Source organism: Streptomyces sp. NPDC048277 (assembly GCF_040652235.1).
Taxonomy (GTDB): Bacteria; Actinomycetota; Actinomycetes; order Streptomycetales; family Streptomycetaceae; genus Streptomyces.
Genome location: NZ_JBEZLQ010000035.1, coordinates 17340 through 43062 on the forward strand (window position 1 = coordinate 17340; position 25723 = coordinate 43062).

Here is a 25723-nt window from a genome sequence, read left to right on the forward strand (position 1 = left end):
TTTTCCATGAGAACTCCTTCGCTGATTGGGCGGCCTTTTCTCCGCCCGTCACGGATATGTATACGGGCGCATTGCGGCGGCCACTCAGCGGCACAGGGAATTCATGGGTCGGCACGCTGTAATAAGAGAAGCTCGGGGGCGAGCTGTGTCACGCCTTTGAATTCCGCTCGGTGAGGATGCGCGGCCCGGATTCCGTGATCGCCACCGTGTGCTCGGCATGGGCCGCGCGGGAGCCGTCGTTCGTGCGCAGGGTCCACCCGTCGGGAGCCGCGTGGTAGTCGTCCCGGCCGCTGCCGATCAGCATGGGCTCGATCGCCAGGGCCATGCCGTGCCGGAGCGGGAGGCCGCGGCCCGGGCGGCCCTCGTTGGGCACGCCGGGGTCCTCGTGCATATGGCGGCCGATGCCGTGTCCGCCGAAGTCCTGCGGGATGCCGTAGCCGGCGTCCCGGCACACCCGGCCGATCGCGTGCGCGATGTCGCCGATGCGGTTGCCGACGACCGCTGCCGCGATACCGGCCGTGAGCGCCCGCTCGGCCGTCTCGACGAGGCGTACGTCCGCCGGGCGCGGTCTGCCGACCGTGAAGCTGATCGCCGAGTCGCCGACCCAGCCGTTCAGTTCGGCGCCGCAGTCGATGGAGACCAGGTCGCCGTCGCGCAGCCGGTACGCGGTCGGGATGCCGTGCACGATCGCGTCGTTCACGGAGGCGCAGATGACCGCCGGGAACGGGGTGGGCGCGAAGGTGGGCCGGTAACCGAGGAAGGGTGAGGAGGCTCCGGCATCGCGCAGCACCTCCCGGGCCACCTCGTCCAGTTCGAGCAGGGAGACGCCGACGTCGGCGGCCTCCCGCGCGGCCGTCAGGGCCCGCCCGACCACCTGTCCCGCCTCGTACATGGCATCGATCGATGTGTCCGTCTTCAGTTCCATCATGCCAATTACTATACCGGTTTGTTAGACCGGGTTAGAATGGTGGCATGGTACGCACCCCTCTCACCCCGGAAGAGCGTGAACGCGGCGAGCGGCTCGGGCAGTTGCTGCGCGAGGCGCGCGACGGCCGGAGCATGACGGAGGTGGCGGCGGAGGCGGGCATCTCGGCCGAGACCCTCCGCAAGATCGAGACCGGCCGGGCGCCTACCCCCGCCTTCTTCACCGTCGCCGCACTGGCCCGCGCCCTCGGCCTGTCCATGGACGAACTCGTCCAGCGCTGCGCCCTGGTCGTCACCTGACGCGCATCGGTCAAGATCCCGCAATGAGGTCTCCGCACGCCCGCTGAAAACTCCTCGTAGCAACCCCGTAACACAACTGGTGTTGCCTACGGGACTGGAGTGTTCCGGTCTGGCGGGAGTTGGCGGGAGGCGCGCGATGGCTGTGGATCAACTCCCGGGCCGGGTACGGGAGTTCGCGAACTACCTGAACGGTCTCCTGGCGCGCCTGGACCAGGGCGGCGGCTGGTGCGCGGTGTTCTGGCAGCGCGACCCGGACGGTATGCAGGCCTGCCTCGGCGGGCGCGAGGTGCCGCCCTGGGACGTCGTGGAGGCGCTCCTCCAGGACCTCGCGACCGTCTACGGCGCCGAGGCCGCCGCACGCGAGGCCGAGCGGGCCAGGTCGCTGCACGCGGGCGCGCTCGCCGCGTACGACGCCCGGCCGGGCGCCCGGGAGGATCTGGGAGACCGCCTCGACGCCACGCTCCGCGAACAGCGGTACGCGGCCGAACGGCTGGCCCAACTCGGCCGCGCGCTCGGCTCCGCGCACTCCCACGAGGCGGCCGAGGCCCTGAACATCGACCTCGCCTGGGCCCGCGACGACCACGAACGGGCCTCCGCACGCTGCGCCGAACTCCGTTCACGAATAGGGCGGTTGGGCCGCCGGACCGACCTCGGCGAACTACTCCGCGGCGCACACGCCATCCAACGGGGTCCCGCCGGGACCGTGGTCCGAGCCGACGGCGCCTTCGCAGGGGGTGCGGCGGGGGATCCGGACGCCGCGGGGACGGACGACCTGCGCTCCGGCCGCCCGGCGGGCGAGCCGGGGGAAGGGCCGCTGGCGGGTGGGCCGAGGGATGGGATTCCGACGAGCGGGCCGAGGGATGGGCTGCCGGCAGAGGGACCGGTCGGCGGGCGGTTTGTGGCCGGCGGGCGGATGACGGGCGCCGAGCGGATGACGGGCGGCGAGCAGACGACGGGTGGCCCGTCGGCCGCCGGGCCCTTGGCGGACGGGATGTCTGCGCCGGGCGCCGGGGCGCTGGCGGGCAGGATGTCTGCGCGTGGCATCGGGCCCCTGGCGGATGGGGTGCGTGCGCTTGGTGCCGGGCCCCTGGTGGACGGAATGTCTGCGCCTGGCACCAGGGCGCTGGCGTACGGGATGCCTGCGTCCGACATCGGGGCGTTGGCGGATGGGGTGCGTGCGCCTGGCGCCGGGCCCCTGGTGGACGGAATGTCTACGCCTGGCGCCGAGGCGCTGGCGGGCGGGATGCCTGTGTTCGGCGCCGGGGTGTACCACGGCACGCCCGCACCGGCCAGCGCACCCGAAGTGCCCGAAGCGCGTGAAGCGCCCGCCCCGGTGCCTGCCAAGCAGCGCAAGCGGCGGCGGGGCAGTGCCCGGTTCGCCGGCATGGCCGAGGACGAGGCCGCGGCCTCCGTCGTACCGGTGACTCCGGAGGCGTCCGTGCCTGCGGCCCCCACCGGCCGTCGTACCCCGCGCGGGGCCCGGTTCGCCGGAGCCGCCCAGGCGCCGGTGCGGCCGGAACCGGCCGTGGAGCAGCCCGACGAGGAGGCGGCGCAGGCCGTGGCCGGGGCCGTGGAACGGCTCGTACGGCTGCGCGCGGAGGGCCGTACCGGTGAGGCGCACGCGCTCCTGGCCGAGGTCACGCAGTGGCCCGCCGCCCGTTTCCCGGCGCTCGCGGATGCCCTCCAGCGGGCCGGACTCGGCGCCGACTGGGCCACGCTGCTCTGGGAGGCGGCCTCGCTGCCGCCCGCCCGGCTCGTGGCCGCCGCGGACGCCCTGACCGTCGCGGGCCGGACCGCCGACGGCCGGCAGATACTGCGCCAGGGCGTCGTCCGCCCCGCCGCGGAGATCGGCGAGGCGGTCCTCGCCCTGGACGCGGAGGGCCGCCACCGCGAGGCCCGGGCCCTGTTGGACACCTACGTCCAGGTCTGCACACCGGAGGAGGCCGCCCACAGTGCCGAACCCGACCCGCAGCGCCTCGTCCCCCTCCTCCTCCGCTCCGCCCAGTACATCTCGGACCAACGCTACTGGGACCTGCTGCACGCACTGCGGGTGGCGGGCCTAGCCGCTTGACCGACCAGTACTGGAGTGCCCCGAAAGGGGCGCGGGGAACTGCGCGGCCAGCCCCCACGCACCCGCACTCCGAAGCGCTCCCGAGCCCCGACGGCGCCGACGAACCGGCCCCCGCATCCGCCAGCCAGGTAAGAAACGCGATCGACTCGGCGGCTTAACGACGATGGTCTTGGCAAGGACTCCAAGGAGGCTTACTTTCGACCCTCTACGGGCGTAGAAGGAGCAGCTCATGGCCAACGTCGTACGCGCCGCTCTGGTCCAGGCCACCTGGACCGGCGACACCGAGTCCATGGTGGCGAAACACGAGGAGTACGCCCGCGAGGCGGCCCGCCAAGGCGCGAAGATCATCGGATTTCAGGAAGTCTTCAACGCCCCCTACTTCTGCCAGGTCCAGGAACCCGAGCACTACCGCTGGGCCGAGCCGGTCCCCGACGGCCCGACGGTCAGCCGTATGCGGGAACTCGCCCGCGAGACCGGCATGGTGATCGTCGTCCCGGTCTTCGAGGTCGAGCAGTCCGGCTTCTACTACAACACCGCCGCCGTGATCGACGCCGACGGCACCTTCCTCGGCAAGTACCGCAAGCACCACATCCCGCAGGTCAAGGGCTTCTGGGAGAAGTACTACTTCAAGCCCGGGAACATCGGCTGGCCGGTCTTCGACACCGCCGTCGGCAGGATCGGCGTGTACATCTGCTACGACCGCCACTTCCCGGAGGGCTGGCGGCAACTCGGCCTCAACGGCGCCCAGCTGGTCTACAACCCGTCGGCCACCTCGCGCGGTCTGTCGGCCTACCTCTGGCAGCTGGAGCAGCCCGCGGCCGCCGTCGCCAACGAGTACTTCATCGCCGCCATCAACCGGGTGGGCCAGGAGGAGTACGGGGACAACGATTTCTACGGGACAAGCTATTTCGTTGATCCACGTGGGCAGTTCGTGGGGGAGGTCGCGAGCGACAAGGGCGAGGAACTCGTCGTCCGCGACCTCGACTTCGACCTGATCGAAGAAGTGCGGCAGCAGTGGGCCTTCTACCGCGACCGCCGTCCCGATGCCTACGAAGGGCTGGTACAGCCGTGAACGACCTCTTCGCCCGCCACCGCCAGGTCCTGCCGGACTGGCTGGCTCTCTACTACGACGAGCCGCTGGAGATCACGCACGGCGAGGGCCGGCACGTCTGGGACGCGGAGGGCAACCGCTACCTCGACTTCTTCGGCGGCATCCTCACCACGATGACCGCGCACGCGCTCCCCGAGGTGACGAAGGCGGTGAGCGAGCAGGCCGGGCGGATCATCCACTCCTCCACGCTCTACCTCAACCGCCCGATGGTCGAACTCGCCGAGCGCATCGCCCAGTTGAGCGGCATCCCGGACGCGAGGGTCTTCTTCACCACGTCCGGCACCGAGGCCAACGACACGGCGCTGCTGCTCGCGACGACATACCGCCGGACCAACACCATCCTGGCGATGCGCAACAGCTACCACGGCCGCTCCTTCAGCGCGGTCGGCATCACCGGCAACAAGGGCTGGTCCCCGACCTCCCTCTCGCCCCTGCAGACGCTGTACGTCCATGGTGGCGTCCGCACCCGCGGCCCGTTCGCCGAGCTGAACGACCGCGACTTCATCGCGGCCTGCGTCGACGACCTGCGCGACCTCCTCGGCCACACCCGCCCGCCGGCCGCCCTGATCGCCGAGCCCATCCAGGGCGTCGGCGGCTTCACCTCCCCGCCCGACGGGCTGTACGCCGCCTTCCGCAAGGTCCTCCAGGAGCAGGGCATCCTCTGGATCGCCGACGAGGTGCAGACCGGCTGGGGCCGCACCGGCGAGCACTTCTGGGGCTGGCAGGCGCACGGCCAGAGCGGCCCGCCGGACATCCTCACCTTCGCCAAGGGCATCGGCAACGGCATGTCCATCGGCGGTGTGGTGGCCCGCGCCGAGATCATGAACTGCCTGGACTCCAACAGCATCTCGACGTTCGGCGGCACCCAGATCACCATGGCGGCGGGCCTCGCCAACCTGTCGTACCTCCTGGACCACGACCTCCAGGGCAACGCCCGCCGCGTGGGCGGCCTGCTCATCGAGCGCCTGCGCGCGGTCGGCGCCCAACTGCCGGGCGTCCGGGAGGTCCGGGGCCGCGGTCTGATGATCGGCGTCGAACTGGTCAAGCCCGGCACGGACGAGGCCGACCCCAAGTCCGCCTCGGCCATCCTGGAAGCGGCCCGCGAGGGCGGCCTCCTGATCGGCAAGGGCGGCGGCCACAACACGAGCGCGTTGCGCATCGCCCCGCCACTGTCCCTGACGGTGGCCGAGGCGGAGGAGGGCGCGACGATTCTCGAACAGGCCTTGAGGAGCGCCTACTAGGCGCTCTGCGGGAAGCGCTGCGGCACGCCGTGTGGGGATCTGCGGGCCGGTGGGGGCTGGTCGCGCAGTTCCCCGCGCCCCTTACAGGGGCCTCAGGCAGCGCCCCGTTAGGGGCGCGGGGAACTGCGCGACCAGCCACGACGGCGCCGCAGTCGACACACGCACCGAACCCGATCAAGGGACAAGCAAGATGACCGCCACTTGGGATCCCCCACACACCACCGACCCCATACTGTCGGTCCGTCAGGTCCTCTCCCTGGAACGCGTCCTCGCCGGCGACCCCGAGGTGGTCGCCGGCGCCGACCATCTCGACCGCCCGGTCCGATGGGTGCACGTAGCCGAGGCCCCCGACGTCGGCGTCATGCTCACCGGCGGCGAAATGGTCCTCACCACCGGCGTCCTGCTCGCCGGCGACGACACCAAACAGGCCGAGTACATTCAGTCCCTGCACCGGGCCGAGGCCGCCGCGGTCGTCCTCGGTCTCGGCCGCGCCTTCCCGGCCCCGCCCGACGCCATGCGCCGCGCGGCGGACCGCTGCGGTCTCCCCATGGTGGTCCTGCACCGCCCCTTCCCCTTCGCCGAGTTGACGGAGGAGGTCCAATCCCGGCTGGTACGGCGGAAGTTCGCCGCCGTCAGCCTCTCCGAGTCGGTCCGCACCGCCCTCACCGGCCTCATCACGGCGGGCGCCCCCCTCCAGCGGCTCCTCGACGAGGTCGCCGTGCACAGCGCCTGCCCGGTCGTCGTCACCAACCTCGCGCACCGGGTCCTCGCCACCGCGGGGGAGCGGTCGGCGGTCGACGACGTGCTGCGCGACTGGGAGCGCATCGCCCGGCAGGCCGGCGGCGGCACCGGCGACGGCTGGACCCGCGCCGAACTGGGCGGACGGGGGGAACGCTGGGGCCAGATCATGCTGTGCGGGTACCGCGGCGACACCGCCAGCGGGCGCCTCCTCGCGGACCGTGCCGCCGAGGCCGTCGTCCTGCACCGGATGCTCGCCGGCGGCTCCGCGCACACCTGGGAGGAGCAGTCCGCGCAGAGCCTGCTGACCGACCTGGTCTCCGGGGTCGTACCGGCACGGCAGCTGCTGCCCAGGGCACGGGCGGCCGGACTGCCGGTCAACAGACGGACCTTCGTACCCCTCGTCGTCCGGGACATCGAGCCGACCCCACTCGAAAAGATCCTGCGCCTGTTGGGGCTGCCCGGCCTCGTCGCGGAGCTCGCCGAGGGCACCACCGCCGTCCTCCTCAGCCTCGCCCGCGACCAGGACGCCGACGCCCTCGCGGCGCACTTCGCCGCCCGGCTGCACGGCGAGTCGCCCGCGGCCGGGACGGTGGTCGCCGCCGCGGGCCCGCGCACCGCCTGGGACGACGTACCGGCCGGGCTGCGCGAGGCCCAGCACGTGGCCGACGCGGTCGCCGACTCCTCGGCCGCCCTGGACCTCCCGGCCGTCGTACGGCTCAAGGACGTACACCTCCGTGGCCTGATCCGGCTGCTGCGGGACGACCCGCACGTGCAGTCCTTCGCCGAGCGCGAGCTGGACGGACTGCTCTGCGGAACCGGCACCGACCAGGACCTGCTCGGCGTCCTGCGGACCTACCTCGCCACCGGCCGCAACAAGTCCCGCACCGCCCAGCTCCACCATGTCTCGCGGCCCGCGCTGTACCGCCGCCTGGAGGCGATACAGGGTCGGCTCGGTGTCGACCTGGACGATTTCGAGCAGGCGGCCTCCGTGCACATCGCGCTCCTCGCGCATGACGCGCAACAGGGGTGAAACATGCGACGACCTGGGAAAACGGCGGTGAAACATGGGTCATCGGCAGCGTGACACGGTGGCACGCCGGGCGCCCGCAGACGTGACACCGTGGCAGTCGAAGCCCGCTTTCGGACTTCCTAGGCTCCTCGCACATCGAGCGACACACGCCCGAGCGACCGGAGGTCCCGATGAGCCGAGTGATTCGTGCCGCCCTCTTCCAGACCGCCTGGACCGGCGACAAGGAATCCATGATCCAGGTCCACGAACAGGCGGCCCGCGACGCGGCCGCGCAGGGCGCCCAGGTCCTCTGCTTCCAGGAGCTGTTCTACGGACCCTACTTCTGCCAGGTCCAGGACAAGGCGTTCTACGAGTACGCCGAGCAGGTCCCGGACGGCCCGATCGTCCAGCGCTTCCAGGCGCTCGCCCGCGAACTGGGCCTCGTCCTGATCCTGCCGGTGTACGAGGAGGAGCAGCCCGGCGTCCTCTACAACACCGCCGCCGTGATCGACGCCGACGGTTCCTACCTCGGCAAGTACCGCAAGCACCACATCCCCCAAGTGCCTGGATTCTGGGAGAAGTTCTACTTCCGTCCGGGCAACGCGGGCTGGCCGGTCTTCGACACCGCCGTCGGGAAGATCGGTGTCTACATCTGCTACGACCGCCACTTCCCGGAGGGCTGGCGGGCGTTGGGCCTCGCCGGTGCCGAGATCGTCTTCAACCCGTCGGCCACCTCACGCGGACTCTCCCGCTACCTCTGGCAGTTGGAGCAGCCGGCGGCGGCCGTCGCCAACGAGTACTTCGTCGGCGCGATCAACCGGGTCGGCGTCGAGGACCTCGGCGACAACGACTTCTACGGGACCTCGTACTTCGTGGACCCGGAGGGCCAGTTCGCCGGCGAGGTGGCCTCCGACAAGGAGACCGAACTCGTCGTCCGCGACCTGGACCTGGCCAAGCTCCGCGAGGTCCGCGACCGCTGGCAGTTCTTCCGCGACCGCCGCCCCGACGCGTACGGCTCGCTTACGGCGCCTTAATAGCGCCCCGTGGAAAAAGCGCCCCGTAAGGGGCGCGGGGAACTGCGCGACAAGCCACGTCGGACCCGCACATGACCACGAAGGAGAGGACCCCATGACCGGCCGGACAGTAATCCGCGGCGGACTCGTCATCACCGCGTCCGACGAGATCCACGCCGACGTCCTGATCGAGGACGGCCGCATCGCCGCCCTCGCCGCCTCCGGAACGCCCGCCGCGGACGCCTTCACCGCCGAGCGGACCATCGACGCCACCGGCAAGTACGTCATCCCGGGCGGTGTCGACGCCCACACCCACATGGAGCTGCCGTTCGGCGGCACCTTCGCCTCCGACACCTTCGAGACCGGCACCAGGGCCGCCGCCTGGGGCGGTACGACGACCATCGTCGACTTCGCCGTGCAGAGCGTCGGCCACAGCCTGCGCGAGGGGCTGGACACCTGGCACGCGAAGGCCGAGGGCAACTGCGCGATCGACTACGGCTTCCACATGATCGTCTCCGATGTGAACCAGGAGACGCTCAAGGAGATGGACCTGCTGGTCGAGGAGGGCGTGACCTCCTTCAAGCAGTTCATGGCCTACCCCGGCGTCTTCTACTCGGACGACGGCCAGATCCTGCGCGCCATGCAGCGCTCCGCCGAGAACGGCGGCCTGATCATGATGCACGCCGAGAACGGCATCGCCATCGACGTACTGGTGGAACAGGCGCTGGCACGCGGGGAGACCGATCCCCGGTACCACGGCGAGGTCCGCAAGGCGCTCCTCGAAGCCGAGGCCACCCACCGGGCCATCAAGCTCGCGCAGGTGGCCGGCGCGCCCCTGTACGTCGTGCACGTCTCGGCGATGGAGGCGGTCGCCGAGCTGGCGCGGGCCCGTGACGAAGGACTGCCGGTCTTCGGCGAGACCTGCCCGCAGTACCTCTTCCTGTCCACCGACAACCTCGCCGAGCCCGACTTCGAGGGCTCGAAGTACGTGTGCTCGACGCCCCTGCGTCCCAAGGAGCACCAGGCCAAGCTCTGGCAGGGCCTGCGGACCAACGACCTCCAGGTCGTCTCCACCGACCACTGCCCCTTCTGCTTCGTCGGCCAGAAGGAACTGGGCCGCGGTGACTTCTCGAAGATCCCCAACGGCCTCCCGGGCGTCGAGAACCGCATGGACCTGCTCCACCAGGCCGTGGTCGACGGGCACATCTCGCGCCGCCGCTGGATCGAGATCGCCTGCGCCACCCCGGCCCGGATGTTCGGCATGTATCCCAAGAAGGGCACCATCACTCCGGGCGCCGACGCGGACGTCGTCATCTACGACCCGCACGCCGAGCAGGTCGTCTCCGCCGAGACCCACCACATGAACGTCGACTACTCGGCGTACGAGGGCAAGCGCCTCACCGGCCGCGTCGAGACGGTCCTCTCGCGCGGCGTACCCGTCATCACCGAGCGGGAGTACACCGGACACGCCGGGCACGGCGTCTACACCCCGCGCTCCACCTGTCAGTACCTCAACTAGGAGCAGCGCCCCATGGACTTCGGACTCGTCCTGCAGACCGACCCGCCGGCCTCGAAGGTCGTCAGCCTGATGAAGCGGGCCGAACGCAACGGCTTCTCGTACGGCTGGACCTTCGACTCCGCCGTGCTCTGGCAGGAACCGTTCGTGATCTACAGTCAGATCCTCGCCAACACCACGAAGTTGACGGTCGGGCCGATGGTCACCAACCCGGGCACCCGCACCTGGGAGGTCACCGCCTCCACCTTCGCCACCCTCAACGACATGTTCGGCAACAGAACCGTCTGCGGCATCGGCCGCGGTGACTCCGCGATGCGGGTGGCGGGCCGCAAGCCCAACACCCTGGCGCGGATCAGCGAGGCCATGAAGGTCATCCGCGCCCTCGGCAGCGGGGGAGAGGCCGACCTCGGCGGTACCGTCATCAGGTTCCCGTGGATCAAGCCGGGCGCCCGACTGCCCGTCTGGATGGCCGCGTACGGCCCGAAGGCCCTGAAGATGACCGGCGAGGAGGCCGACGGGTTCATCCTCCAGCTCTCCGACCTCTACCTCACCGAGTACATGGTGAAGGCGGTGAAGGACGCGGCGGTGGCCGCCGGCCGCGACCCGTCGGAGGTCACGATCTGCGTCGCCGCCCCCGCCTATGTCACCGAGGACGACTCGCCCGAGGCCCTCGCGCACGCCCGGGACCAGTGCCGCTGGTTCGGCGGCATGGTCGGCAACCACGTCGCCGACCTCGTCTCCAAATACGGCGAGCACTCCGCCGCCGTACCCGACGAACTCACCGACTACATCAAGGCCCGCCAGGGGTACGACTACTCGCACCACGGGCGCAGCGGCAACCCCGACACCGAGTTCGTGCCCGACGAGATCGTCGACCGCTTCTGCGTCATCGGCCCGGCCGAGAAGCACGTCGAGAAGCTGAACGCCCTGCGCGAGCTGGGCGTCGACCAGTTCGCGATCTACGACATGCACGACGCCCAGGAGGCCACCATCGACGCGTACGGGACGAAGGTCATCCCGGCCGTCAACGGCTGAGCCCCGTACGGCAGTTGATCTCCCCCTTCCCGCCGTCCAGGGAAGGGGGCCCGCCCCCCACGGCGAACCCCCCTAGGAGCCCCCCGCACGGCCTCTCTCCCGTCCCACCTCACCCCGATTGGCCTGCCCATGACCGACACCGCTCCCTCGGCCATACCCATCTCCGGTCAAGTCGCCCTCCCCGACGGGCGCGTCGAGCTCACCCCGGGCTCCCCGCCGCCCAGCGGTCCGTACGCCAACGAGGACCTGCTGCCGGTCCCGATCGAGAAGCGCACCTGGACCACGTACAACTTCTCCGCGCTCTGGGTCGGCATGGCCCACAACACGGCGTCCTGGACCCTGGCCTCCGGCCTGATCGCGGTCGGCATGGACTGGAAACAGGCCGTGTTCACCATCGCCCTGGCCAACCTGGTCGTCCTGGTCCCGATGCTGCTCACCGGGCACGCCGGACCCAAGTACGGCATCCCCTTCCCGGTCTTCGCCCGCGCCTCCTTCGGGGTGCGCGGCGCCAACCTCCCCGCTGTCGTACGGGCGTTGGTGGCGTGCGGCTGGTTCGGCATCCAGACCTGGATCGGCGGCGAGGCGATCTTCTTCCTCGCCGGCAAGCTGATCGGCGACAGCTGGGCGAACGCCTCGCACATCGGCGGCTACGCCTGGACCATGTGGCTGTCGTTCGTGCTCTTCTGGGTGCTCCAGGTGGCCATCATCTACCGGGGCATGGACACCATCCGCCGCTTCGAGAACTGGGCCGCGCCCTTCGTCCTGGTCGGCGCCGTCGTGATGCTGGTCTGGATGAGCAACAAGGCCGGCGGCCTCGGCCCGCTCTTCGACCAGCCCTCCAAGCTGGGCTGGGGCGGCGGCTTCTGGAAGATCTTCTGGCCGTCGCTGATGGGCATGATCGGGTTCTGGTCGACGCTGAGCCTGAACATCCCGGACTTCACCCGCTACGGCAGGAGCCAGAAGGCGCAGACCTGGGGGCAGGCGCTGGGTCTGCCGACCACCATGACGCTCTTCGCGTTCCTCTCCGTCCTGGTGACCTCCGGTTCGCAGGCCGTGTACGGGGAGCCGGTCTGGGACCCGGTCCAGCTGGCCGCCAAGACGGACAGCGTGGTCGGCCTGCTCTACGCCCTGGTCACCGTGCTCGTCGCGACCCTGTCCGTGAACATCGCGGCCAACCTGGTCTCGCCCGCCTTCGACTTCTCCAACATCGCGCCCCGGAAGGTCAGTTTCCGCACCGGCGCCCTGATCACCTGTGTCCTCGGCGTGCTCATCTTCCCGTGGAAGCTGTACTCCGACCCGCAGGGCTACATCTTCACCTGGCTCGGCCTGGTCGGCGGTCTGCTCGGCACGGTCGCCGGCATCCTCATCGCCGACTACTGGCTGCTGCGCCGCACCCGCCTCGACCTGACCGACCTGTACCGCACGGGCGGCCGCTACTGGTACGACGGCGGCTGGAACTGGCGGGCGGTCATCGCCTTCCTCGTCGGTGGCTTCCTCGCGGTCGGCGGCGCCAGCTTCAAACCGCTGATCGACGGCCGGCCCGTCCCGGCGCTGTCCTCGCTCGCCGACTACGGCTGGGCGGTGGGCCTGGGCACGTCCCTGGTGCTGTACATGGGGCTGACCCTGCTGGTCCCGCCGAGCAAGGCCTAGACACGAAGGGCGGCCAGGGAGCCCGGGGCCACCGGGCTCCTACTGGCTGCCCTTCAGCGCGGTCACCGCGGCCTTCGCCGCCTGGATGGCACCCTTGTTGATCACATCGGTGCTCGGCGCCTTCTTGGACTCGAAGTCGCTGCCGTTGTAGGTGACGACCACCAGGGCGTTGGAGACCTGGGCCATCACCACGCCCTCACGGGTCTGCTGCTTGTCCTCGGTGGTGAGGTTCACGACGGAGTAGCCGTTGTCGCCGAGCCCCGGCACGGCCCCGCCGCCGCTCTTCTCGGCGACCCGGTCCTTGTACTCCTTCGCCGCGTCCGCGTCCGTGTCCATGATCTCGAAGGAGACGTCGAGCCAGCGGTAGTCGTAGCCCTTGAGCGCGTTCCAGGAGCAGGTGCGGCGCAGCTTGGTGTCCGTGGAGGGGATCTCCTTGCCGGCCGTCTTCGCGCCGGGCACCAGCGACTTGACGGTGGCCACGGGGATGCTGCCGCAAGGGGCGGGCGAGGCGGAGTACGTCTTCGTGGCCGTGGTCGCCGACGAGGACGACGACGGGGTGTCGGCGGAGGAGTGGGTCGTCGACTGCTGGGACGAGGTGTTACCGGTGGCGGTGTCGGACGTCTTGGCCGGACCGGACGCCATCACCCAGCCCGCACAGGCGAGTACGGCGACCGGCGTCAGGCGTGCGGTGAGGGCGAGCGGCAGTGGCAGGGAGCGTCGCAAGTCGCACTTCTCGTGGGGGACGGTGTGCGGAGGAGTCCGCACTGCGGACGGGACGCCAGTTTCACACGAGTACCTGTGGGGCGGAAGTGGAATCCGTGCCTTGCCTGTGGGGCACGCGTGGAGCTCTGTTGACGCCGTTCGTAGGGCGTCCCCGTACATCCGGAATGTCGTGTGTCCACGGTCCCTGTACATCCGGAATGTCGTGACTGCAGCCGGCCTCCGAAGGTGACCGGAGTCACCGTCACGTCCGCCGGGGGCCCGCAAAGTCGTTTGCGCACCCGAATTTCCGGCCGCCAGCCTTTTCGTATGACCACGACCTCAACGCCCGATGAGCCCGTATCCACCGCCGCGGACGAGCCCGCCGCCACCACCCTGCGCGAGGACGTCCTCGCCTACTACAACGAGGGCAAGGAGGACGCCCGCCTGCGGAAGGGGGCGGGGCTCCTGGAGTTCTGGCGCACCCAGGACGTGCTGCGCCGGCTGCTGCCGGCGGCACCCGCGCGGGTGCTGGACGTGGGCGGCGGCAGCGGGGTGCACGCCGAGTGGCTGGCCGCGGACGGGTACACCGTCGACCTCGTCGACCCGGTGCCGCTGCACGTGGCCCAGGCGGCCCGGCTGCCCGGGGTCACGGCCCGGTCCGGAGACGCCCGGGACCTGCCCGTCGCCGACGCCGCCTACGACGTCGTACTGCTGCTGGGGCCGCTCTACCACCTGCCCGAACGGCCCGACCGGGTACGGGCGCTGGCCGAGGCGCGGCGGGCGGTGCGGCCCGGGGGAGTGGTCGTCGCGGCCACCATCAACCGGTACGCCGCGCTGCACGACCTCCTCCACGAGGAGCGCTACTTCGAACCGGTCCAGCGTGGAGTCGCCGACGCCGTTTCCGAGGACGGGAGGCTGGCCTCCCAGCGGGACGGCAGCCTCTTCACCACCGCCTATCTGGCCCAGCCCGCCGAGACCCCGGCGGAGTTCGCCGAGGCCGGTCTCGCCGTCGACGGGCAGTACGGCGTCGAGGGCGTCGCCTGGCTCATGGGCGGCGTGGAGGAGTGGCTGGCCGACCCCGGGCGCCGGGCGGCCGTCCTCGCGGCCACCCGGCGCATCGAGTCCGAGCCGTCACTTCTCGGTGTCAGCGGGCATCTGCTCACCGCCGGACGCCCGGTCGCGTGAGTTTCAGTCGCGTGAGTTGCCGAACAGCACCCGGTACCCGATGAGGAGGACCAGGGAGCCGGCGATCGCGGCTCCCCAGGTGTAGAGGTCGAAGAAGTGGTTCTGCACCGGGCGGTCGAGGAAGCGGGCGGAGAGCCAGCCGCCGACGAAGGCGCCCGCGATGCCGATGAGGGTGGTGCCGATGAGGCCACCCGGGTCGCGACCGGGCAGCAGGATCTTGGCGATGGCTCCGGCGAGGAGTCCGAGGATGATCCAGCCGATGATGCCCACGTTCGTTGTCCTCCCAGTACGGGGTGTTGCCTGGCTGAGTTGCCTTGTTGCGCAAGCTTATGAACGACGGCGGGCTCCGGCGGTGCCTGACGACGAGTCGTCGATGATCTGTCACCCGCTCATGACAATGCGGGGAACGCGTGGAGGACATCGCGGGGAGGCCGTGCGGGGCCCGGTGACCGCACGCCTACACTGAGTGGGCATCTGTGCGGTGACTGTGATGGAAGGAGCGGGCTGTGGGGGAGAACATCGATGGCTTCACGGACCCCTCCGACGGGGTGCTGACCGAGGCGGCCGCGGTGTTCGGGCTGCTCGCCTCACCGGCCCGGCTGCACCTCGTGTGGGTGCTGTCCCAGGGCGAGAGTGATGTGACCCGCCTCGCCGACCGCGTGGGCGGCGCCCTGCCCGCCGTCAGCCAGCACCTGGCCAAGCTCAAGCTGGCAGGTCTGGTGCGCTCCCGCCGGGAGGGACGGCGGCAGATCTACTACGTGGACGATCCGGACATCGTGACCGTGGTGCGGGTGACCGTCGGGCAGCTGACCGCGCGCACGCACCAGGCGCCCGCACCGGTGAGCCGGTTGCGCGGGGTCGGCGTCTGAGGACGGTGCCCGAGGGCGGCGGGACGGATCGGTGCGGGGTGCTTGGATGGCGGGGGTGCGCCGAAGGTTCACATGACATCCCTCACCTGTGAATTCGGGTGGGGTCTGTGCTGCCAGGGCTGTGAGTTTGTTAGATTGCGCAATCACGCAACCTAAGTGGGCCCACCTCACGCCTGCCCGTACACCGCCGAGTACAGGCCGGCCGTACCGCCCGGGGGCCCGACCGTTCATGGGAGTGGAAGATGACCGACCCGTGGGACGGCCCGGGGGGCCAGGCCACGCGCAGCCGCACCGACCGGGTGCCGGGACAGCGTGGTGCCCTGCCCGACGGGACGCGGCCGACCGGTGGCCGGGCAGCGGCCCGGCAGGCGGCCAAGTCCGGCGGCGGCAGACGGTCCCGGCGGGCCAGGCCGGTGGGCCGCGGCAAGCGGGTACTGAAGGTCTTCGGCCTGGTCACGGCCGTCCTGGTGCTCGTCACGGCCGGTGCGGGCTGGTGGTTCTACCAGCACCTCAACGGCAACATCAACAGCGTCTCCCTCGACGGCAAGGGCGGCAGTGAGAAGGCCGACGCGTTCGGGCGTACGCCGATCAACATCCTGGTGATCGGCTCCGACGGCCGTACCAGCGCGGCGGACTGCAAGCTCGGCGGCGGCTGCAAGACGACCGGCGTGCAGACCGGCAACGGCAACGCGGACGTGGAGATGGTCGTCCACATATCCGCCGACCGTTCCAACGCCACGGTCATGAGCATCCCCCGCGACACCATGGTCGACGTCCCCGCCTGCAAGGACAGCAACAGCGGCGAGTCCACGTCCGGCTACTACGGCCAGGTCAACAGCGCCCTCCAGTACGGCCCCTCCTGCCAGGTGGCCACCATCCACCAGCTCACCGGCATCCCCATCGACCACTTCGTGAAGCTGGACTTCTCCGGCGTGGTCAAGATGTCCGACGCGGTCGGCGGTGTGTCCGTGTGTGTCAACGGCAACGTGTACGACACCTACTCGCACCTGAAGCTGTCCAAGGGCACCCACACCCTCAAGGGTGAGGCCGCGCTGGAGTTCGTCCGCTCCCGGCACGGCTTCGGCGACGGCAGCGACCTCGGCCGCACCGTCTCCCAGCACATCTTCCTCAGCGCGATGATCCGCAAGTTCAAGAGCGCGGGCACGCTGACCGACCCGACCGCGGTCTACGACCTCGCGGACGCCGCCACCAAGGCGCTCACCGTGGACGACGGCCTCGGCACCGTGAAGAAGCTGATCTCGCTCGCGGCCGACGTGAACAAGGTCCCCACCAAGCGGATGACCTTCACCACGATGCAGACCGCCCCCGACCCGAACAACAGCAACCGGGTGGTGGTGGGCTCCGGCGCCAAGGACCTGTTCGCCACCATGGCGAACGACCAGTCGCTGACCACCGGTTCGGGCAAGAAGTCGTCGGCCGCCTCGGCGACCGCCAAGCCGACGCCCACCGCGACCGTCCCCGCGGCCCAGATCGCCGTGACCGTGGAGAACGGCACCACCATCACGGGCCGCGCCTCCGCCATCGCGAACTCCCTGATCTCGCAGGGCTTCAGCACCGGCACGACCACGGCCAACGCCCCGGCCTCCGCGACCACGACCACCCTGACCTACGGCAGCGGCGACAAGGCCGAGGCACAGACCGTGGCCAAGGCCCTGGACCTGCCCAGCTCGCACATCAAGTCGGGCACCGGCACCGGTGTGGTGCTGGTGATCGGCAGCGACTGGTCGAGCGGCACCTCCTATCCGGCGACCTCCGGCGACACCAAGGCCGCCGTCTCCAACGCCAACGCCTCGACCGCCAGCGACTCCAAGACCTGCGCCAAGGTCAGCCAGTACAAGACGGTCAGCCTCAACGGGGTGCCGATGACCCCGGGCCAGGCCTACGCGGCGGCGAGCAGCAAGCCCGACTCGGACAAGTGAGGGCCGCCCCCTCCGCGGCGATCGTCGCGGAGGGGGACTGCGCGCGCGGCGGCCGTGGAAGCATGTATCCGCCAGGCAGTTCGGGCAGAGCACAGCGGCCGGTCGCGCGAGCAGTGAGGTGACAGATGCAGTTCACCACCCGTCCCACCCTCCAGGGCACCTTCGGCATGGTGTCCTCCACACACTGGCTGGCCTCCCAGTCGGCGATGGCGGTCCTGGAGAGCGGCGGCAACGCGTACGACGCCGCCGTGGCGGGCGCGTTCGTCCTGCATGTCGTCGAGCCGCACCTCAACGGCCCGGCCGGCGAGGTGCCGATCCTGCTCGCCCCGGCCGGCGGCGCGGTGCGGGTGCTGTGCGGGCAGGGCGTGGCCCCGGCCGGCGCCACCGTCGCCCACTACCGGGGGCTCGGCCTGGACCTCGTCCCCGGCACCGGCCCGCTGGCCGCGGCCGTTCCCGGCGCCTTCGACGCCTGGCTGCTCCTGCTGCGCGACCACGGCACCAAGCCCCTCGACGAGGTCCTGCGGTACGCCATCGGGTACGCCGAGCACGGGCACGCGCCCGTGGAGAACGTCGGCGCGACGGTGGAGAGCGTCCGCGAGCTGTTCGAGACGGAGTGGACGTCCTCGGCGGAGCTCTACCTGCCCGGCGGGCGGGCACCCCGCCCCGGCGCGCTCTTCCGCAACCCCGCCCTCGCCGCCACCTGGAAGCGGCTGCTCGCCGAGACCGCGGGCGCCGGGGACCGGGAGGCCCGGATCGACGCGGCCCGCGAGGTGTGGCGCTCCGGTTTCATCGCCGAGGCCCTGGTCCGGCAGGCCGCCCGCCCCACCATGGACACCAGCGGCGAACGGCACACCGGCACCCTCACCGCCGCCGACCTGGCCGGCTGGTCCGCGAGCTACGAGCGCCCGGTGTCGTACGACTGGAACGGCTGGACCGTGTGCAAGGCCGGCCCCTGGAGCCAGGGGCCCGCCCTCCTCCAGCAGCTCGCACTGCTGCCGCCCGAGCCGTCCGGGCTGCCCGGGTACGGCTCCGCCGACTACGTCCACCTCCTCGTCGAGGGCTGCAAGCTCGCCATGGCCGACCGGGAGGCCTGGTACGGGGACGCGGCCGAGGTACCGCTGGCCGAGCTGCTCTCCGACGCGTACAACGCCGAGCGGCGGGGCCTGATCGGCTTCATGGCCTCCGAGGAGCTGCGGCCCGGCAGCCCCGGCGGACGCGTCCCGCGACTGCCCGGGTACGCGCGCGTGGAGGCCGGGAGGAGCACCGCCTTCGACCCGCTGGGCGCCGGTGAGCCGACGGTCGCGCAGGTCGCCGCCGACGGCAGCACCCGGGGCGACACCTGCCACCTGGACGTGGTCGACCGCTGGGGCAACATGATCGCGGCCACCCCCAGCGGCGGCTGGCTGCAGTCCAACCCCGTCGTCCCCGAGCTGGGCTTCCCGCTCGGCACCCGGCTCCAGATGGCCTGGCTGGAGGAGGGCCTGCCGAACTCCCTCACGCCCGGCCGGCGCCCCCGCACCACCCTCACCCCGTCCGTCGCGCTGCGCGACGGGGTCCCGGTGCTGGCCTTCGGCACACCCGGCGGCGACCAGCAGGACCAGTGGCAGCTGCACTTCTTCCTGGCCGTCGCACTGCGCGGCCCGGTGCGCGGCGGGCTCGACCTCCAGGGCGCGATCGACGCCCCGAACTGGCACAACGACAGCTTCCCCAGCTCCTTCCACCCGCGCGGAAGCCGCCCCGGAAGCGTGACCGTCGAGTCGCGGACGGACCCCCGGGTGGTGGCCGGGCTGCGGCTGCGCGGCCATGACGTGACGGTCGGGCCGGACTGGTCGGAGGGGCGGCTGTGCGCGGTCGCGCGGGACCCGGAGACCGGGGTGCTGTCGGCGGCGGCCAATCCGCGCGGGATGCAGGGGTACGCGGTGGGGCGCTGACTCCGGGATGCCGCGCCGTCTGTTCGTCCGGATTCCATCGGCCGTACACCCCGGCGGCGGGGATTGTCAGTGGCGCGTGCTCTCATGGGGGACATGATCGAAGCAACGGAGACCATCGACGAGTTTCTCCTCCAGCACGCCGGTGACGTCGAGGACGCCATCCGCAAGGCCGCCCGCACCGAGATCATGCCGCGCTGGCGGCGGCTCGCCGATGACGAGGTCGACCAGAAGGCCGGGCCGCACGATCTGGTGACGGACGCCGACCGGATGGCCGAGAAGTACCTCACCGGGGCGCTCGGCGCCCTGCTGCCGGGCTCCGTCGTGGTCGGCGAGGAAGCGGTGCACGCGGACCCGTACACCTACGAGGCGATCCAGGGCGACGCGCCGGTGTGGATCGTCGACCCGGTCGACGGCACCCGCCAGTTCGTCCGGGGCGAGGACGGCTTCTGCACGCTGGTCGCGCTCGCCCACCGGGGCGTCCTGCTCGCCTCCTGGACCTACGCCCCGGCCCGCGACCAACTGGCCACGGCGGTACGCGGGAAGGGCGCCTTCCTCGACGGCGTACGGCTGCTCGCCGGGTCGCCCGCGCCGGGCCGGGACCTCGAAATAGCCACCTCCCACCCGGACTACACGACCGACGCGCAGAAGCGCGCGCTGCACGCCCTGTGGGTCGACGGCGTCGCCCCGCGCGCCTGCGGCTCGGCGGGCCTGGAGTATCTCGCCGTCGCCCGGGGCGAGTTGGACGCGACCGCGTTCTCCTGGGAGGCCGCCTGGGACCACGCGGCCGGGCTGCTGCTGGTCGAGGAGGCGGGCGGCGCCCACCTCACCCTCGGCGACGAACCGTTCCGTATCACGGGCGGCAACATCCTGCCGTTCACCGCGGCCCGCGACGCGGCGACCGCCCGCCGGGTGGTGGACCTGCTGCAGAACCCGCACTGGTAACCCCGAGCGAGGAGGGTGTCAGTCCTCCGGCATATCCTGAAGCCGAGTGGCCATCGGCTGACGAAGGGGTCCGAAGGTGCCGTCGATGCTCGATGCGGTCGTGGTGGGTGCGGGGCCGAACGGACTGACGGCCGCCGTGGAGCTGGCCCGGCGCGGATTCTCGGTCGCCCTCTTCGAGGCGAAGGAGAGCGTCGGCGGCGGCGCCCGCACCGAGGAGCTGACGCTTCCCGGCTTCCGGCACGACCCGTGCTCCGCCGCCCACCCGCTCGGCATCAACTCGCCCGCGTTCCGCGCGCTGCCGCTGGAGCGCTACGGCCTGGAGTGGCTGCACCCCGAGCTGCCGATGGCGCACCCGTTCCCCGACGGCCGTGCCGCCGTGCTGGCCCGCTCCGTCGCGGAGACGGCGGCCTCGTTCGGACCGCGTGACGCGGGCACCTACCGCAGACTGGTCGAGCCGTTCCTGCCCAAGTGGGACACCCTCGCCCGGGACTTCATGTCCCTGCCGCTGACCGCGCTGCCGCGCGACCCGGTCACCCTCGCCCGCTTCGGCCTGGTCGGGCTGCCGCCCTCCACCCTGCTGCTGCGCCGCTTCCGCGACGAACGGGCCCGCACCCTCTTCGCCGGTCTGGTCGCCCATGTCATGGCCCCGCTCAGCGGCTTCGCGACCGGCGCCATCGGCCTGGTCTTCGCGCTCGCCGCGCACGCCCGCGGCTGGCCGGTGGCCAGGGGCGGCTCCCAGGCCATCTCCGACGCCCTCGCCGGCTATCTGCAGGACCTCGGCGGCGCGATCCACACGGACTACGAGGTCAAGCGCCTCGACGACCTGCCGCCCGCGCGGTCGTACATCTTCGACACCTCGCCCACCGCGCTCGCCCGTATCGCCGGCCTCGGCAACTACTACCGGGACTACCGCTACGGCCCGGGCGTCTTCAAGATCGACTACGCGCTGGACGGCCCGGTGCCGTGGACGGCCCCCGAGGCCCGCCGCGCCGGGACCGTGCAGATCGGCGCGGACAGCGCGGAGATCGGCACCGCCCTGCGCGCCGCCTCCCGCGAGGGCCGCGCCCCCGACCGGCCGTTCATGATCACCGTGCAGCCCAGTGTCGTGGACCCGGCCCGCGCCCCCGAGGGCAAGCACGTCTTCTGGGCGTACGCCCATGTGCCCAGCGGCTGGACCGGCGACCTCACCGAGGTGATGGAGCGTCAACTGGAGCGCTTCGCCCCGGGGTTCCGCGACCGCGTCCTGGCCCGCGCCACCGCGGGCCCGGCCGAACTCGCCGCCCGCAACGCCAACTACGTCGGCGGCGACATCGGCACCGGCGCGGTCTCCGGCCTGCAGATCCTGCTGCGCCCCAAACTCTCCCTGTTCCCGTACGGCACCCCGCACCCGGCCGTCTTCATCTGCTCGTCGGCCACCCCGCCGGGCCCGGGCGTGCACGGCATGTCGGGGCACAACGCGGCGAAGGCCGTGTGGAGGAGGCTGAGACAGTCATGACCCCCCGCATCACGCTCGTCCAGGGCGACATCACCCGGCAGACCGCCGACGCGATCGTCAACGCGGCCAACTCCTCCCTGCTCGGCGGCGGAGGCGTCGACGGCGCGATCCACCGGCGCGGCGGCCCCGCGATCCTGGAGGAGTGCCGAAAGCTGCGCGCCTCCCTCCCCCACTCTCGGCTTCGCTCGAGCGGGGGGACCCCCATCGGCAAGGGCCTGCCCACCGGACAGGCCGTCGCCACCACGGCCGGGGAACTCGACGCGAGCTGGGTCATCCACACCGTCGGCCCCGTCCACTCCAAGGCGGAGGACCGCTCCGACCTGCTCGCTTCCTGCTACCGAGAGTCCCTGAAACGCGCGGACGAACTCGGCGCCCGCACGGTCGCGTTCCCGGCGATCTCCACCGGCATCTACGGCTGGCCGATGGACGACGGCGCCCGGATCGCCGTGGCGACGGTCCGGGAGACGGACACGGCCGTCGAGGAGGTCCGCTTCGTGCTCTACGACGAGCGGGCGTACGAGGCGTTCGCCGCGCAGCTCCCCTGAGGGAACACGCGCCTCAGGCCAGGAGCCGGCGCTTCTGGGCCTCGAACTCCTCGTCGGTCAGGACGCCCTGCGCCTTCAGCTCGGCCAACTCCTTGAGCTGGCCGATCCGCGCGGTCATCTCGTCCTCGACCGGCTGCGTCGGCGGTGGCTGATACGCGGGCTGCGGTGCCTGCTGTTCGTAGTCCTGCTGGGCCCACCGGCCCGCCTGGCGCCGTGAGACACGGTTGGACACCGCCGTGGCGGTGCCGGCGACGACAGCGGTGCGCGCGACCCCGCGCAGCAGTCCGGGCATGTCCCTCATCTCCCTCACGCGGCAGCGGATCCCCCGGGCGGCGGCGGTTCCCCGACGGCGTCCAGCGACGCCAGCAGGGCCTGCACGGGAATCCGGCCGCTCGCGACCAGCTCGGCCCCGCTGCGCCGCAGCGCGCGTGCCAGGGGCGCGGCCCACAGGTTCTCGTACACCAGGACCGCGGCGGAGCTGCCGGGCTCCAGGGCGTTTCCGGCCTCGGCGAGGTCGCCCTCGTCCAGCAGCCCGGACGAGGCCCCTTCGAAGACGGTCAGGTCGGCCTCGTCGTCGCCGAGATCCCGCAACTCCAGCGCGGCGACCGAGCCGTCGGCGTCCTTGCGGATGAAGGCGAGATCGAGGATCCGCACGATGCGGCGGTCGGCGAGATCGACCAGCAGGGGCAGGGCCTCACCCGTCAGGCGGCTGCCCGGGAACTCGATCACCAGGTAGTCGACGGGACCCATGTCCTCGACGCTGTCCATGAGCACTCCTCCCGAGCGACACGGCGGTGCGGGGCGGTTGTCCGCAGCTTCATTGCAGCACCCGCACCGGACCACCGCACTTCTGCGGACCGGCGCGGCCGTCGTCCCGGGCGCCCGCTCCCCGGGGAAAGCCTTCCGGAGTGCCACCGGAGCGTCGGCCCCGCACTCTGGACGCAGCCCCGCACTTGTGGACGCCGGAGAGGACCGATGCCATGCCTACCAGCGGGCGGGTGCCGCGCACCGGCTCTCGGCACCCGCCGACCGGCCGGCGCGAGCGCACCGGCCGGCGCGAGCGCACCGGCCGGCGCGAGCGGATCGGGCGGCTGGTCGCCCGGGCGAAGGCGGTGCACCGGCGGGCGGAGATCCGGTTTCCCGCAGTCACCCATCTCGCGGACCGCATGGTGTCCGTGAACATCTTCGACACCGGCACCCGACTGGCGGCCCAGTGTTTCCTGGCCGCCGTTCCGCTGCTCTTCGTGTTCGCCGCGTACGCCCCACCGGCGATCCGGGACCAGCTGATCCGTTCCATGCGCTCGGTGTTCGGACTGACCGGTCCGGCCGACGCCCAGCTCCAGCAGCTGATGCAGCCCCAGGGCGAGAGCCTGCGGCAGACCACCGGCGTGATCGGCGGGCTGATGGTGCTGATCTCGGCCACCGCCGTCAGCCGGGCCGTGCAGCGGTTGTGCAAACGTGCCTGGGAGATCCCCCGGGGCGGCGGCCGGATCGCGCCGTGGCGCTGGGTGGCCTGGCTCGCGCTGTGGATCACCGCGCTGATCCTTCAGGGCACGCTGCACGACGGCTTCGGCCTGGGGGCCTGGCTGGGCATCCCGATCACCTTCGCCGCCGATGTGGGCCTGTGGTGGTGGACGCAGCATCTGTTGCTGGGCGGCTGCATCACCTGGAAACCCCTGCTTCCCGGCGCCCTGATCACGGCGGTCGCCCTCACCGCCCTGACGGTGACCGCGCGGCTCTACATGCCGCGGGCGCTGAACCACGCCCTGTCCGAGTACGGCTCCCTGGGGTCGGTGTTCGTGCTCCTGTCCTGGCTGATCGTGGTCTGCCTGGCCGCCACCGTCAGCGTCAGCTGCGGCGCGGTCCTCGCCCAGGAACCGTTCCTCGCCGGCCGGCTCGGCAGCCCGCCGCGGCGCCGGGACCGGGACGCGCGCACGTCCTGACGGGAGGTGTCTCCGTCGCCCGTTCGGCCCGTCAGAACGGGCGGTGGGCCCCTCCGGCTGACGTACTGGGGACGACCAGGCACCCAGCACGCCGGAGGGCCCGTGACCGAGCCGCCCGCTCCGCACACCCCGGATCCGGACCACCCGGCGCCGGCCGGGGCCGCGGCCGAGCGGCACGGGCACGGGCACGGGCACGAGGGCCGTACCGCCGGCCGGGTCGCGCGCACCACGAGTTCGGCCGTCCTCACCGTGCTGACCTGCATTCTCGTGCCCGTCGCCCTGCTCGCGGTGTGGGTGCACGACATCGTCCTCGACACCGACCGCTATGTGTCCACCGTCGCCCCGCTGGCGACGGAACCCGCCGTCCAGGACGCCGCGGTGCACCGGATCACCGAGGCCGTGAGCGCCCGCGCGAACGGTCAGGAGGTCGCCGGGGACATCGCCGGATGGCTGCAGTCGCAGGGGCTGCCCGTCCGGGCGGCCGACGCGCTCAGAGGCCTGGGGCCGCAGCTCGACGCCGCCATCGACCAGACGGTGGCCAAGGCCGCCACCCGGGTGGTCCGCAGCAACGCCTTCGCACGGCTGTGGCGGACCGCCAACCGCGACGCCCACCAGGCCGTCGTGCACGCCCTGACCGGCAAGGGCCGGGGCGCCATCGGGGTCAGCGGCGGCACGGTCACCCTGGATCTGGGCACCGCCGTCGACCGCGTCAAGCAGGACCTGGTCGACGCCGGCCTGAAACCCGCCGACAAGATCCCGGACGTGGACAAGAAGCTGGTGCTGTTCCAGTCCGAACAGCTGGCGAAGTTCCGCAAGGGCGCCCACCTCCTCGACATCGTCGGGAACTGGTTCCCGATCCTGGTCGTGCTGTGCGGCGCCGCCGGTGTGTTCCTCGCCCGGGCCCGGCGCCGAGCCCTCGCGCGCACCGCGCTGGGCGCCGCCTTCGCCTGCCTGGTGGTCGCCGTCGCCCTGGTCGTCGCCCGCCGCTACTACCTGGACCACCTGCCACCGCAGGTGCAGTCCAGGGCCGCCGCCGCGGCCGTCTTCGACACCCTGGTGCGCTTCCTGCGGGTCAGCCTGCGTACGGCGATCGTCCTCGGCGTGGTGATCGCGCTCGGCGCGTACCTCGTGGGGCCGGGACGGCTCCCGGTGGCGATCCGCGGCACTTCGGACCGTACGGCGGACTCCGCGGCCCGGTGGGCGGCCGCGCACCAGGTCCACACCGGACGGGCCGGTGCCTGGGCGCTCGCCCACCGCCGCTGGGTCACCCTCGGCGCGCTGCTGATCGTCGCCCTGGTCTTCGCGCTCTGGAACCATCCCACCGTGCTCACGGTCCTGCTGCTGGTGATCGTGCTGCTCGCCGTCCTCGCCGTGCTCTGCCTGCTGGCGGCCACCGGCCGCGTCGACGGCAGCCCGCCGCCGACGGAGCCCGGACGGCCCGGTGACGGGGGCTGACGTCCGGACGTCGGCTCTCCGGTGGTGCCCGGGGGGTGGGGCGGGTGGGGTCGGGACGGCCGCGGCCTGCGCCGAGGCGGCAACGCTGGGATTCTGAACGTGTGG

Annotated in this window: 23 protein-coding genes; 18 read left to right on the plus strand and 5 right to left on the minus strand. The window is 71.8% G+C overall.

Going from position 1 to position 25723, the window contains the following annotated elements:
- Positions 1-148: 148 nt before the first annotated feature.
- A complete protein-coding gene (gene map, locus AB0D85_RS45955; protein ID WP_362335333.1) occupies positions 149-928 on the minus strand; it encodes a type I methionyl aminopeptidase in 780 nt (259 codons plus the stop codon).
- A 44-nt stretch (positions 929-972) separates the two neighbouring features.
- Here map and AB0D85_RS45960 point away from each other — a divergent pair, with 44 nt between their 5' ends.
- From AB0D85_RS45960 to AB0D85_RS46000, 9 genes are all read left to right on the plus strand, one after another.
- Positions 973-1224 carry a helix-turn-helix transcriptional regulator gene (locus AB0D85_RS45960; protein WP_362335336.1) on the plus strand — a complete coding sequence of 84 codons (252 nt, stop codon included), beginning with the start codon at positions 973-975 and terminating at the stop codon, positions 1222-1224.
- A 136-nt stretch (positions 1225-1360) separates the two neighbouring features.
- Positions 1361-3295, plus strand: a complete 1935-nt coding sequence (locus tag AB0D85_RS45965) for a hypothetical protein (RefSeq protein WP_362335339.1) — start codon at positions 1361-1363, stop codon at positions 3293-3295.
- Positions 3296-3524: 229 nt separating this feature from the next.
- Positions 3525-4367 (plus strand): nitrilase-related carbon-nitrogen hydrolase, encoded by an 843-nt coding sequence (locus AB0D85_RS45970; protein WP_362335344.1) that lies wholly within the window; start codon positions 3525-3527, stop codon positions 4365-4367.
- The gene (locus AB0D85_RS45975; RefSeq protein WP_362335347.1) at positions 4364-5647 is read left to right on the plus strand and encodes an aspartate aminotransferase family protein; all 1284 of its coding nucleotides are present in this window, start codon (positions 4364-4366) and stop codon (positions 5645-5647) included. Before AB0D85_RS45970 ends, AB0D85_RS45975 begins: the two co-directional genes overlap by 4 nt.
- Positions 5648-5837: 190 nt before the next feature.
- Positions 5838-7418, plus strand: coding sequence for a PucR family transcriptional regulator (locus AB0D85_RS45980; protein ID WP_362335350.1), 1581 nt, complete (start codon positions 5838-5840; stop codon positions 7416-7418).
- Positions 7419-7588: 170 nt separating this feature from the next.
- Positions 7589-8431 (plus strand): nitrilase-related carbon-nitrogen hydrolase, encoded by an 843-nt coding sequence (locus AB0D85_RS45985; RefSeq protein ID WP_362335353.1) that lies wholly within the window; start codon positions 7589-7591, stop codon positions 8429-8431.
- A gap of 94 nt (positions 8432-8525) precedes the next feature.
- Positions 8526-9929, plus strand: a complete 1404-nt coding sequence (gene hydA / locus AB0D85_RS45990) for a dihydropyrimidinase (protein WP_359225894.1) — start codon at positions 8526-8528, stop codon at positions 9927-9929.
- A gap of 12 nt (positions 9930-9941) precedes the next feature.
- Positions 9942-10961, plus strand: a complete 1020-nt coding sequence (locus tag AB0D85_RS45995; RefSeq protein WP_362335358.1) for a TIGR03842 family LLM class F420-dependent oxidoreductase — start codon at positions 9942-9944, stop codon at positions 10959-10961.
- 129 nt (positions 10962-11090) lie between these two features.
- Positions 11091-12611 carry an NCS1 family nucleobase:cation symporter-1 gene (locus AB0D85_RS46000; RefSeq protein WP_362335361.1) on the plus strand — a complete coding sequence of 507 codons (1521 nt, stop codon included), beginning with the start codon at positions 11091-11093 and terminating at the stop codon, positions 12609-12611.
- A gap of 39 nt (positions 12612-12650) precedes the next feature.
- Here the strand turns inward: AB0D85_RS46000 and AB0D85_RS46005 are convergent, their stop codons facing one another.
- Positions 12651-13334 (minus strand): hypothetical protein, encoded by a 684-nt coding sequence (locus tag AB0D85_RS46005; protein WP_362335364.1) that lies wholly within the window; start codon positions 13332-13334, stop codon positions 12651-12653.
- Positions 13335-13640: 306 nt separating this feature from the next.
- Here AB0D85_RS46005 and AB0D85_RS46010 point away from each other — a divergent pair, with 306 nt between their 5' ends.
- Positions 13641-14498, plus strand: coding sequence for a class I SAM-dependent methyltransferase (locus AB0D85_RS46010; RefSeq protein WP_362335367.1), 858 nt, complete (start codon positions 13641-13643; stop codon positions 14496-14498).
- A gap of 3 nt (positions 14499-14501) precedes the next feature.
- Here the strand turns inward: AB0D85_RS46010 and AB0D85_RS46015 are convergent, their stop codons facing one another.
- Positions 14502-14768 carry a GlsB/YeaQ/YmgE family stress response membrane protein gene (locus tag AB0D85_RS46015; RefSeq protein WP_362335370.1) on the minus strand — a complete coding sequence of 89 codons (267 nt, stop codon included), beginning with the start codon at positions 14766-14768 and terminating at the stop codon, positions 14502-14504.
- Positions 14769-15004: 236 nt separating this feature from the next.
- Between AB0D85_RS46015 and AB0D85_RS46020 the strand changes: the two genes are divergently transcribed.
- From AB0D85_RS46020 to AB0D85_RS46045, 6 genes are all read left to right on the plus strand, one after another.
- Positions 15005-15367: a metalloregulator ArsR/SmtB family transcription factor gene (locus AB0D85_RS46020; protein ID WP_362335373.1), complete on the plus strand. Its 363-nt coding sequence runs from the start codon at positions 15005-15007 to the stop codon at positions 15365-15367.
- A gap of 242 nt (positions 15368-15609) precedes the next feature.
- The gene (locus tag AB0D85_RS46025) at positions 15610-17307 is read left to right on the plus strand and encodes an LCP family protein (protein ID WP_362335376.1); all 1698 of its coding nucleotides are present in this window, start codon (positions 15610-15612) and stop codon (positions 17305-17307) included.
- Positions 17308-17432: 125 nt separating this feature from the next.
- Positions 17433-19238, plus strand: a complete 1806-nt coding sequence (locus AB0D85_RS46030; RefSeq protein WP_362335378.1) for a gamma-glutamyltransferase — start codon at positions 17433-17435, stop codon at positions 19236-19238.
- Positions 19239-19331: 93 nt separating this feature from the next.
- On the plus strand, positions 19332-20180 hold the full coding sequence (locus AB0D85_RS46035) for an inositol monophosphatase family protein (protein WP_362335381.1): 849 nt from the start codon (positions 19332-19334) through the stop codon (positions 20178-20180).
- An 85-nt stretch (positions 20181-20265) separates the two neighbouring features.
- Positions 20266-21675: an NAD(P)/FAD-dependent oxidoreductase gene (locus AB0D85_RS46040; RefSeq protein WP_362335384.1), complete on the plus strand. Its 1410-nt coding sequence runs from the start codon at positions 20266-20268 to the stop codon at positions 21673-21675.
- Positions 21672-22220 carry an O-acetyl-ADP-ribose deacetylase gene (locus tag AB0D85_RS46045; RefSeq protein WP_362335387.1) on the plus strand — a complete coding sequence of 183 codons (549 nt, stop codon included), beginning with the start codon at positions 21672-21674 and terminating at the stop codon, positions 22218-22220. The genes AB0D85_RS46040 and AB0D85_RS46045 overlap by 4 nt, the downstream gene beginning before the upstream one ends.
- A gap of 13 nt (positions 22221-22233) precedes the next feature.
- Here AB0D85_RS46045 and AB0D85_RS46050 read toward each other — a convergent pair whose 3' ends face one another.
- Positions 22234-22512 carry an SHOCT domain-containing protein gene (locus AB0D85_RS46050; RefSeq protein ID WP_362335390.1) on the minus strand — a complete coding sequence of 93 codons (279 nt, stop codon included), beginning with the start codon at positions 22510-22512 and terminating at the stop codon, positions 22234-22236.
- 14 nt (positions 22513-22526) lie between these two features.
- Positions 22527-22988: a DUF6325 family protein gene (locus AB0D85_RS46055; protein ID WP_362335393.1), complete on the minus strand. Its 462-nt coding sequence runs from the start codon at positions 22986-22988 to the stop codon at positions 22527-22529.
- Between the two features lie 212 nt (positions 22989-23200).
- Here AB0D85_RS46055 and AB0D85_RS46060 point away from each other — a divergent pair, with 212 nt between their 5' ends.
- Both AB0D85_RS46060 and AB0D85_RS46065 read left to right on the plus strand, forming a co-directional pair.
- Positions 23201-24163, plus strand: coding sequence for a YhjD/YihY/BrkB family envelope integrity protein (locus tag AB0D85_RS46060; protein WP_362335396.1), 963 nt, complete (start codon positions 23201-23203; stop codon positions 24161-24163).
- Positions 24164-24265: 102 nt separating this feature from the next.
- Entirely contained in the window at positions 24266-25618 is a 1353-nt protein-coding gene (locus tag AB0D85_RS46065) for a hypothetical protein (RefSeq protein WP_362335399.1), read from the plus strand.
- The last annotated feature ends 105 nt before the right edge of the window (positions 25619-25723 follow it).

Excerpts from the sequence above, each read along its gene's own strand:
- map (WP_362335333.1), bottom strand. The coding sequence starts at position 928 with ATGATGGAACTGAAGACGGACACATCGATCGATGCCATGTACGAGGCG.
- AB0D85_RS46040 (WP_362335384.1), top strand. The coding sequence starts at position 20,266 with ATGCTCGATGCGGTCGTGGTGGGTGCGGGGCCGAACGGACTGACGGCC.
- AB0D85_RS46035 (WP_362335381.1), top strand. The coding sequence starts at position 19,332 with ATGATCGAAGCAACGGAGACCATCGACGAGTTTCTCCTCCAGCACGCC.
- hydA (WP_359225894.1), top strand. The coding sequence starts at position 8,526 with ATGACCGGCCGGACAGTAATCCGCGGCGGACTCGTCATCACCGCGTCC.
- AB0D85_RS46060 (WP_362335396.1), top strand. The coding sequence starts at position 23,201 with ATGCCTACCAGCGGGCGGGTGCCGCGCACCGGCTCTCGGCACCCGCCG.
- AB0D85_RS46055 (WP_362335393.1), bottom strand. The coding sequence starts at position 22,988 with ATGGACAGCGTCGAGGACATGGGTCCCGTCGACTACCTGGTGATCGAG.
- AB0D85_RS45970 (WP_362335344.1), top strand. The coding sequence starts at position 3,525 with ATGGCCAACGTCGTACGCGCCGCTCTGGTCCAGGCCACCTGGACCGGC.
- AB0D85_RS46045 (WP_362335387.1), top strand. The coding sequence starts at position 21,672 with ATGACCCCCCGCATCACGCTCGTCCAGGGCGACATCACCCGGCAGACC.
- AB0D85_RS46025 (WP_362335376.1), top strand. The coding sequence starts at position 15,610 with ATGACCGACCCGTGGGACGGCCCGGGGGGCCAGGCCACGCGCAGCCGC.
- AB0D85_RS46050 (WP_362335390.1), bottom strand. The coding sequence starts at position 22,512 with ATGCCCGGACTGCTGCGCGGGGTCGCGCGCACCGCTGTCGTCGCCGGC.
- AB0D85_RS46000 (WP_362335361.1), top strand. The coding sequence starts at position 11,091 with ATGACCGACACCGCTCCCTCGGCCATACCCATCTCCGGTCAAGTCGCC.
- AB0D85_RS45965 (WP_362335339.1), top strand. The coding sequence starts at position 1,361 with ATGGCTGTGGATCAACTCCCGGGCCGGGTACGGGAGTTCGCGAACTAC.
- AB0D85_RS45995 (WP_362335358.1), top strand. The coding sequence starts at position 9,942 with ATGGACTTCGGACTCGTCCTGCAGACCGACCCGCCGGCCTCGAAGGTC.
- AB0D85_RS45960 (WP_362335336.1), top strand. The coding sequence starts at position 973 with ATGGTACGCACCCCTCTCACCCCGGAAGAGCGTGAACGCGGCGAGCGG.
- AB0D85_RS46010 (WP_362335367.1), top strand. The coding sequence starts at position 13,641 with ATGACCACGACCTCAACGCCCGATGAGCCCGTATCCACCGCCGCGGAC.
- AB0D85_RS46030 (WP_362335378.1), top strand. The coding sequence starts at position 17,433 with ATGCAGTTCACCACCCGTCCCACCCTCCAGGGCACCTTCGGCATGGTG.
- AB0D85_RS45980 (WP_362335350.1), top strand. The coding sequence starts at position 5,838 with ATGACCGCCACTTGGGATCCCCCACACACCACCGACCCCATACTGTCG.
- AB0D85_RS45985 (WP_362335353.1), top strand. The coding sequence starts at position 7,589 with ATGAGCCGAGTGATTCGTGCCGCCCTCTTCCAGACCGCCTGGACCGGC.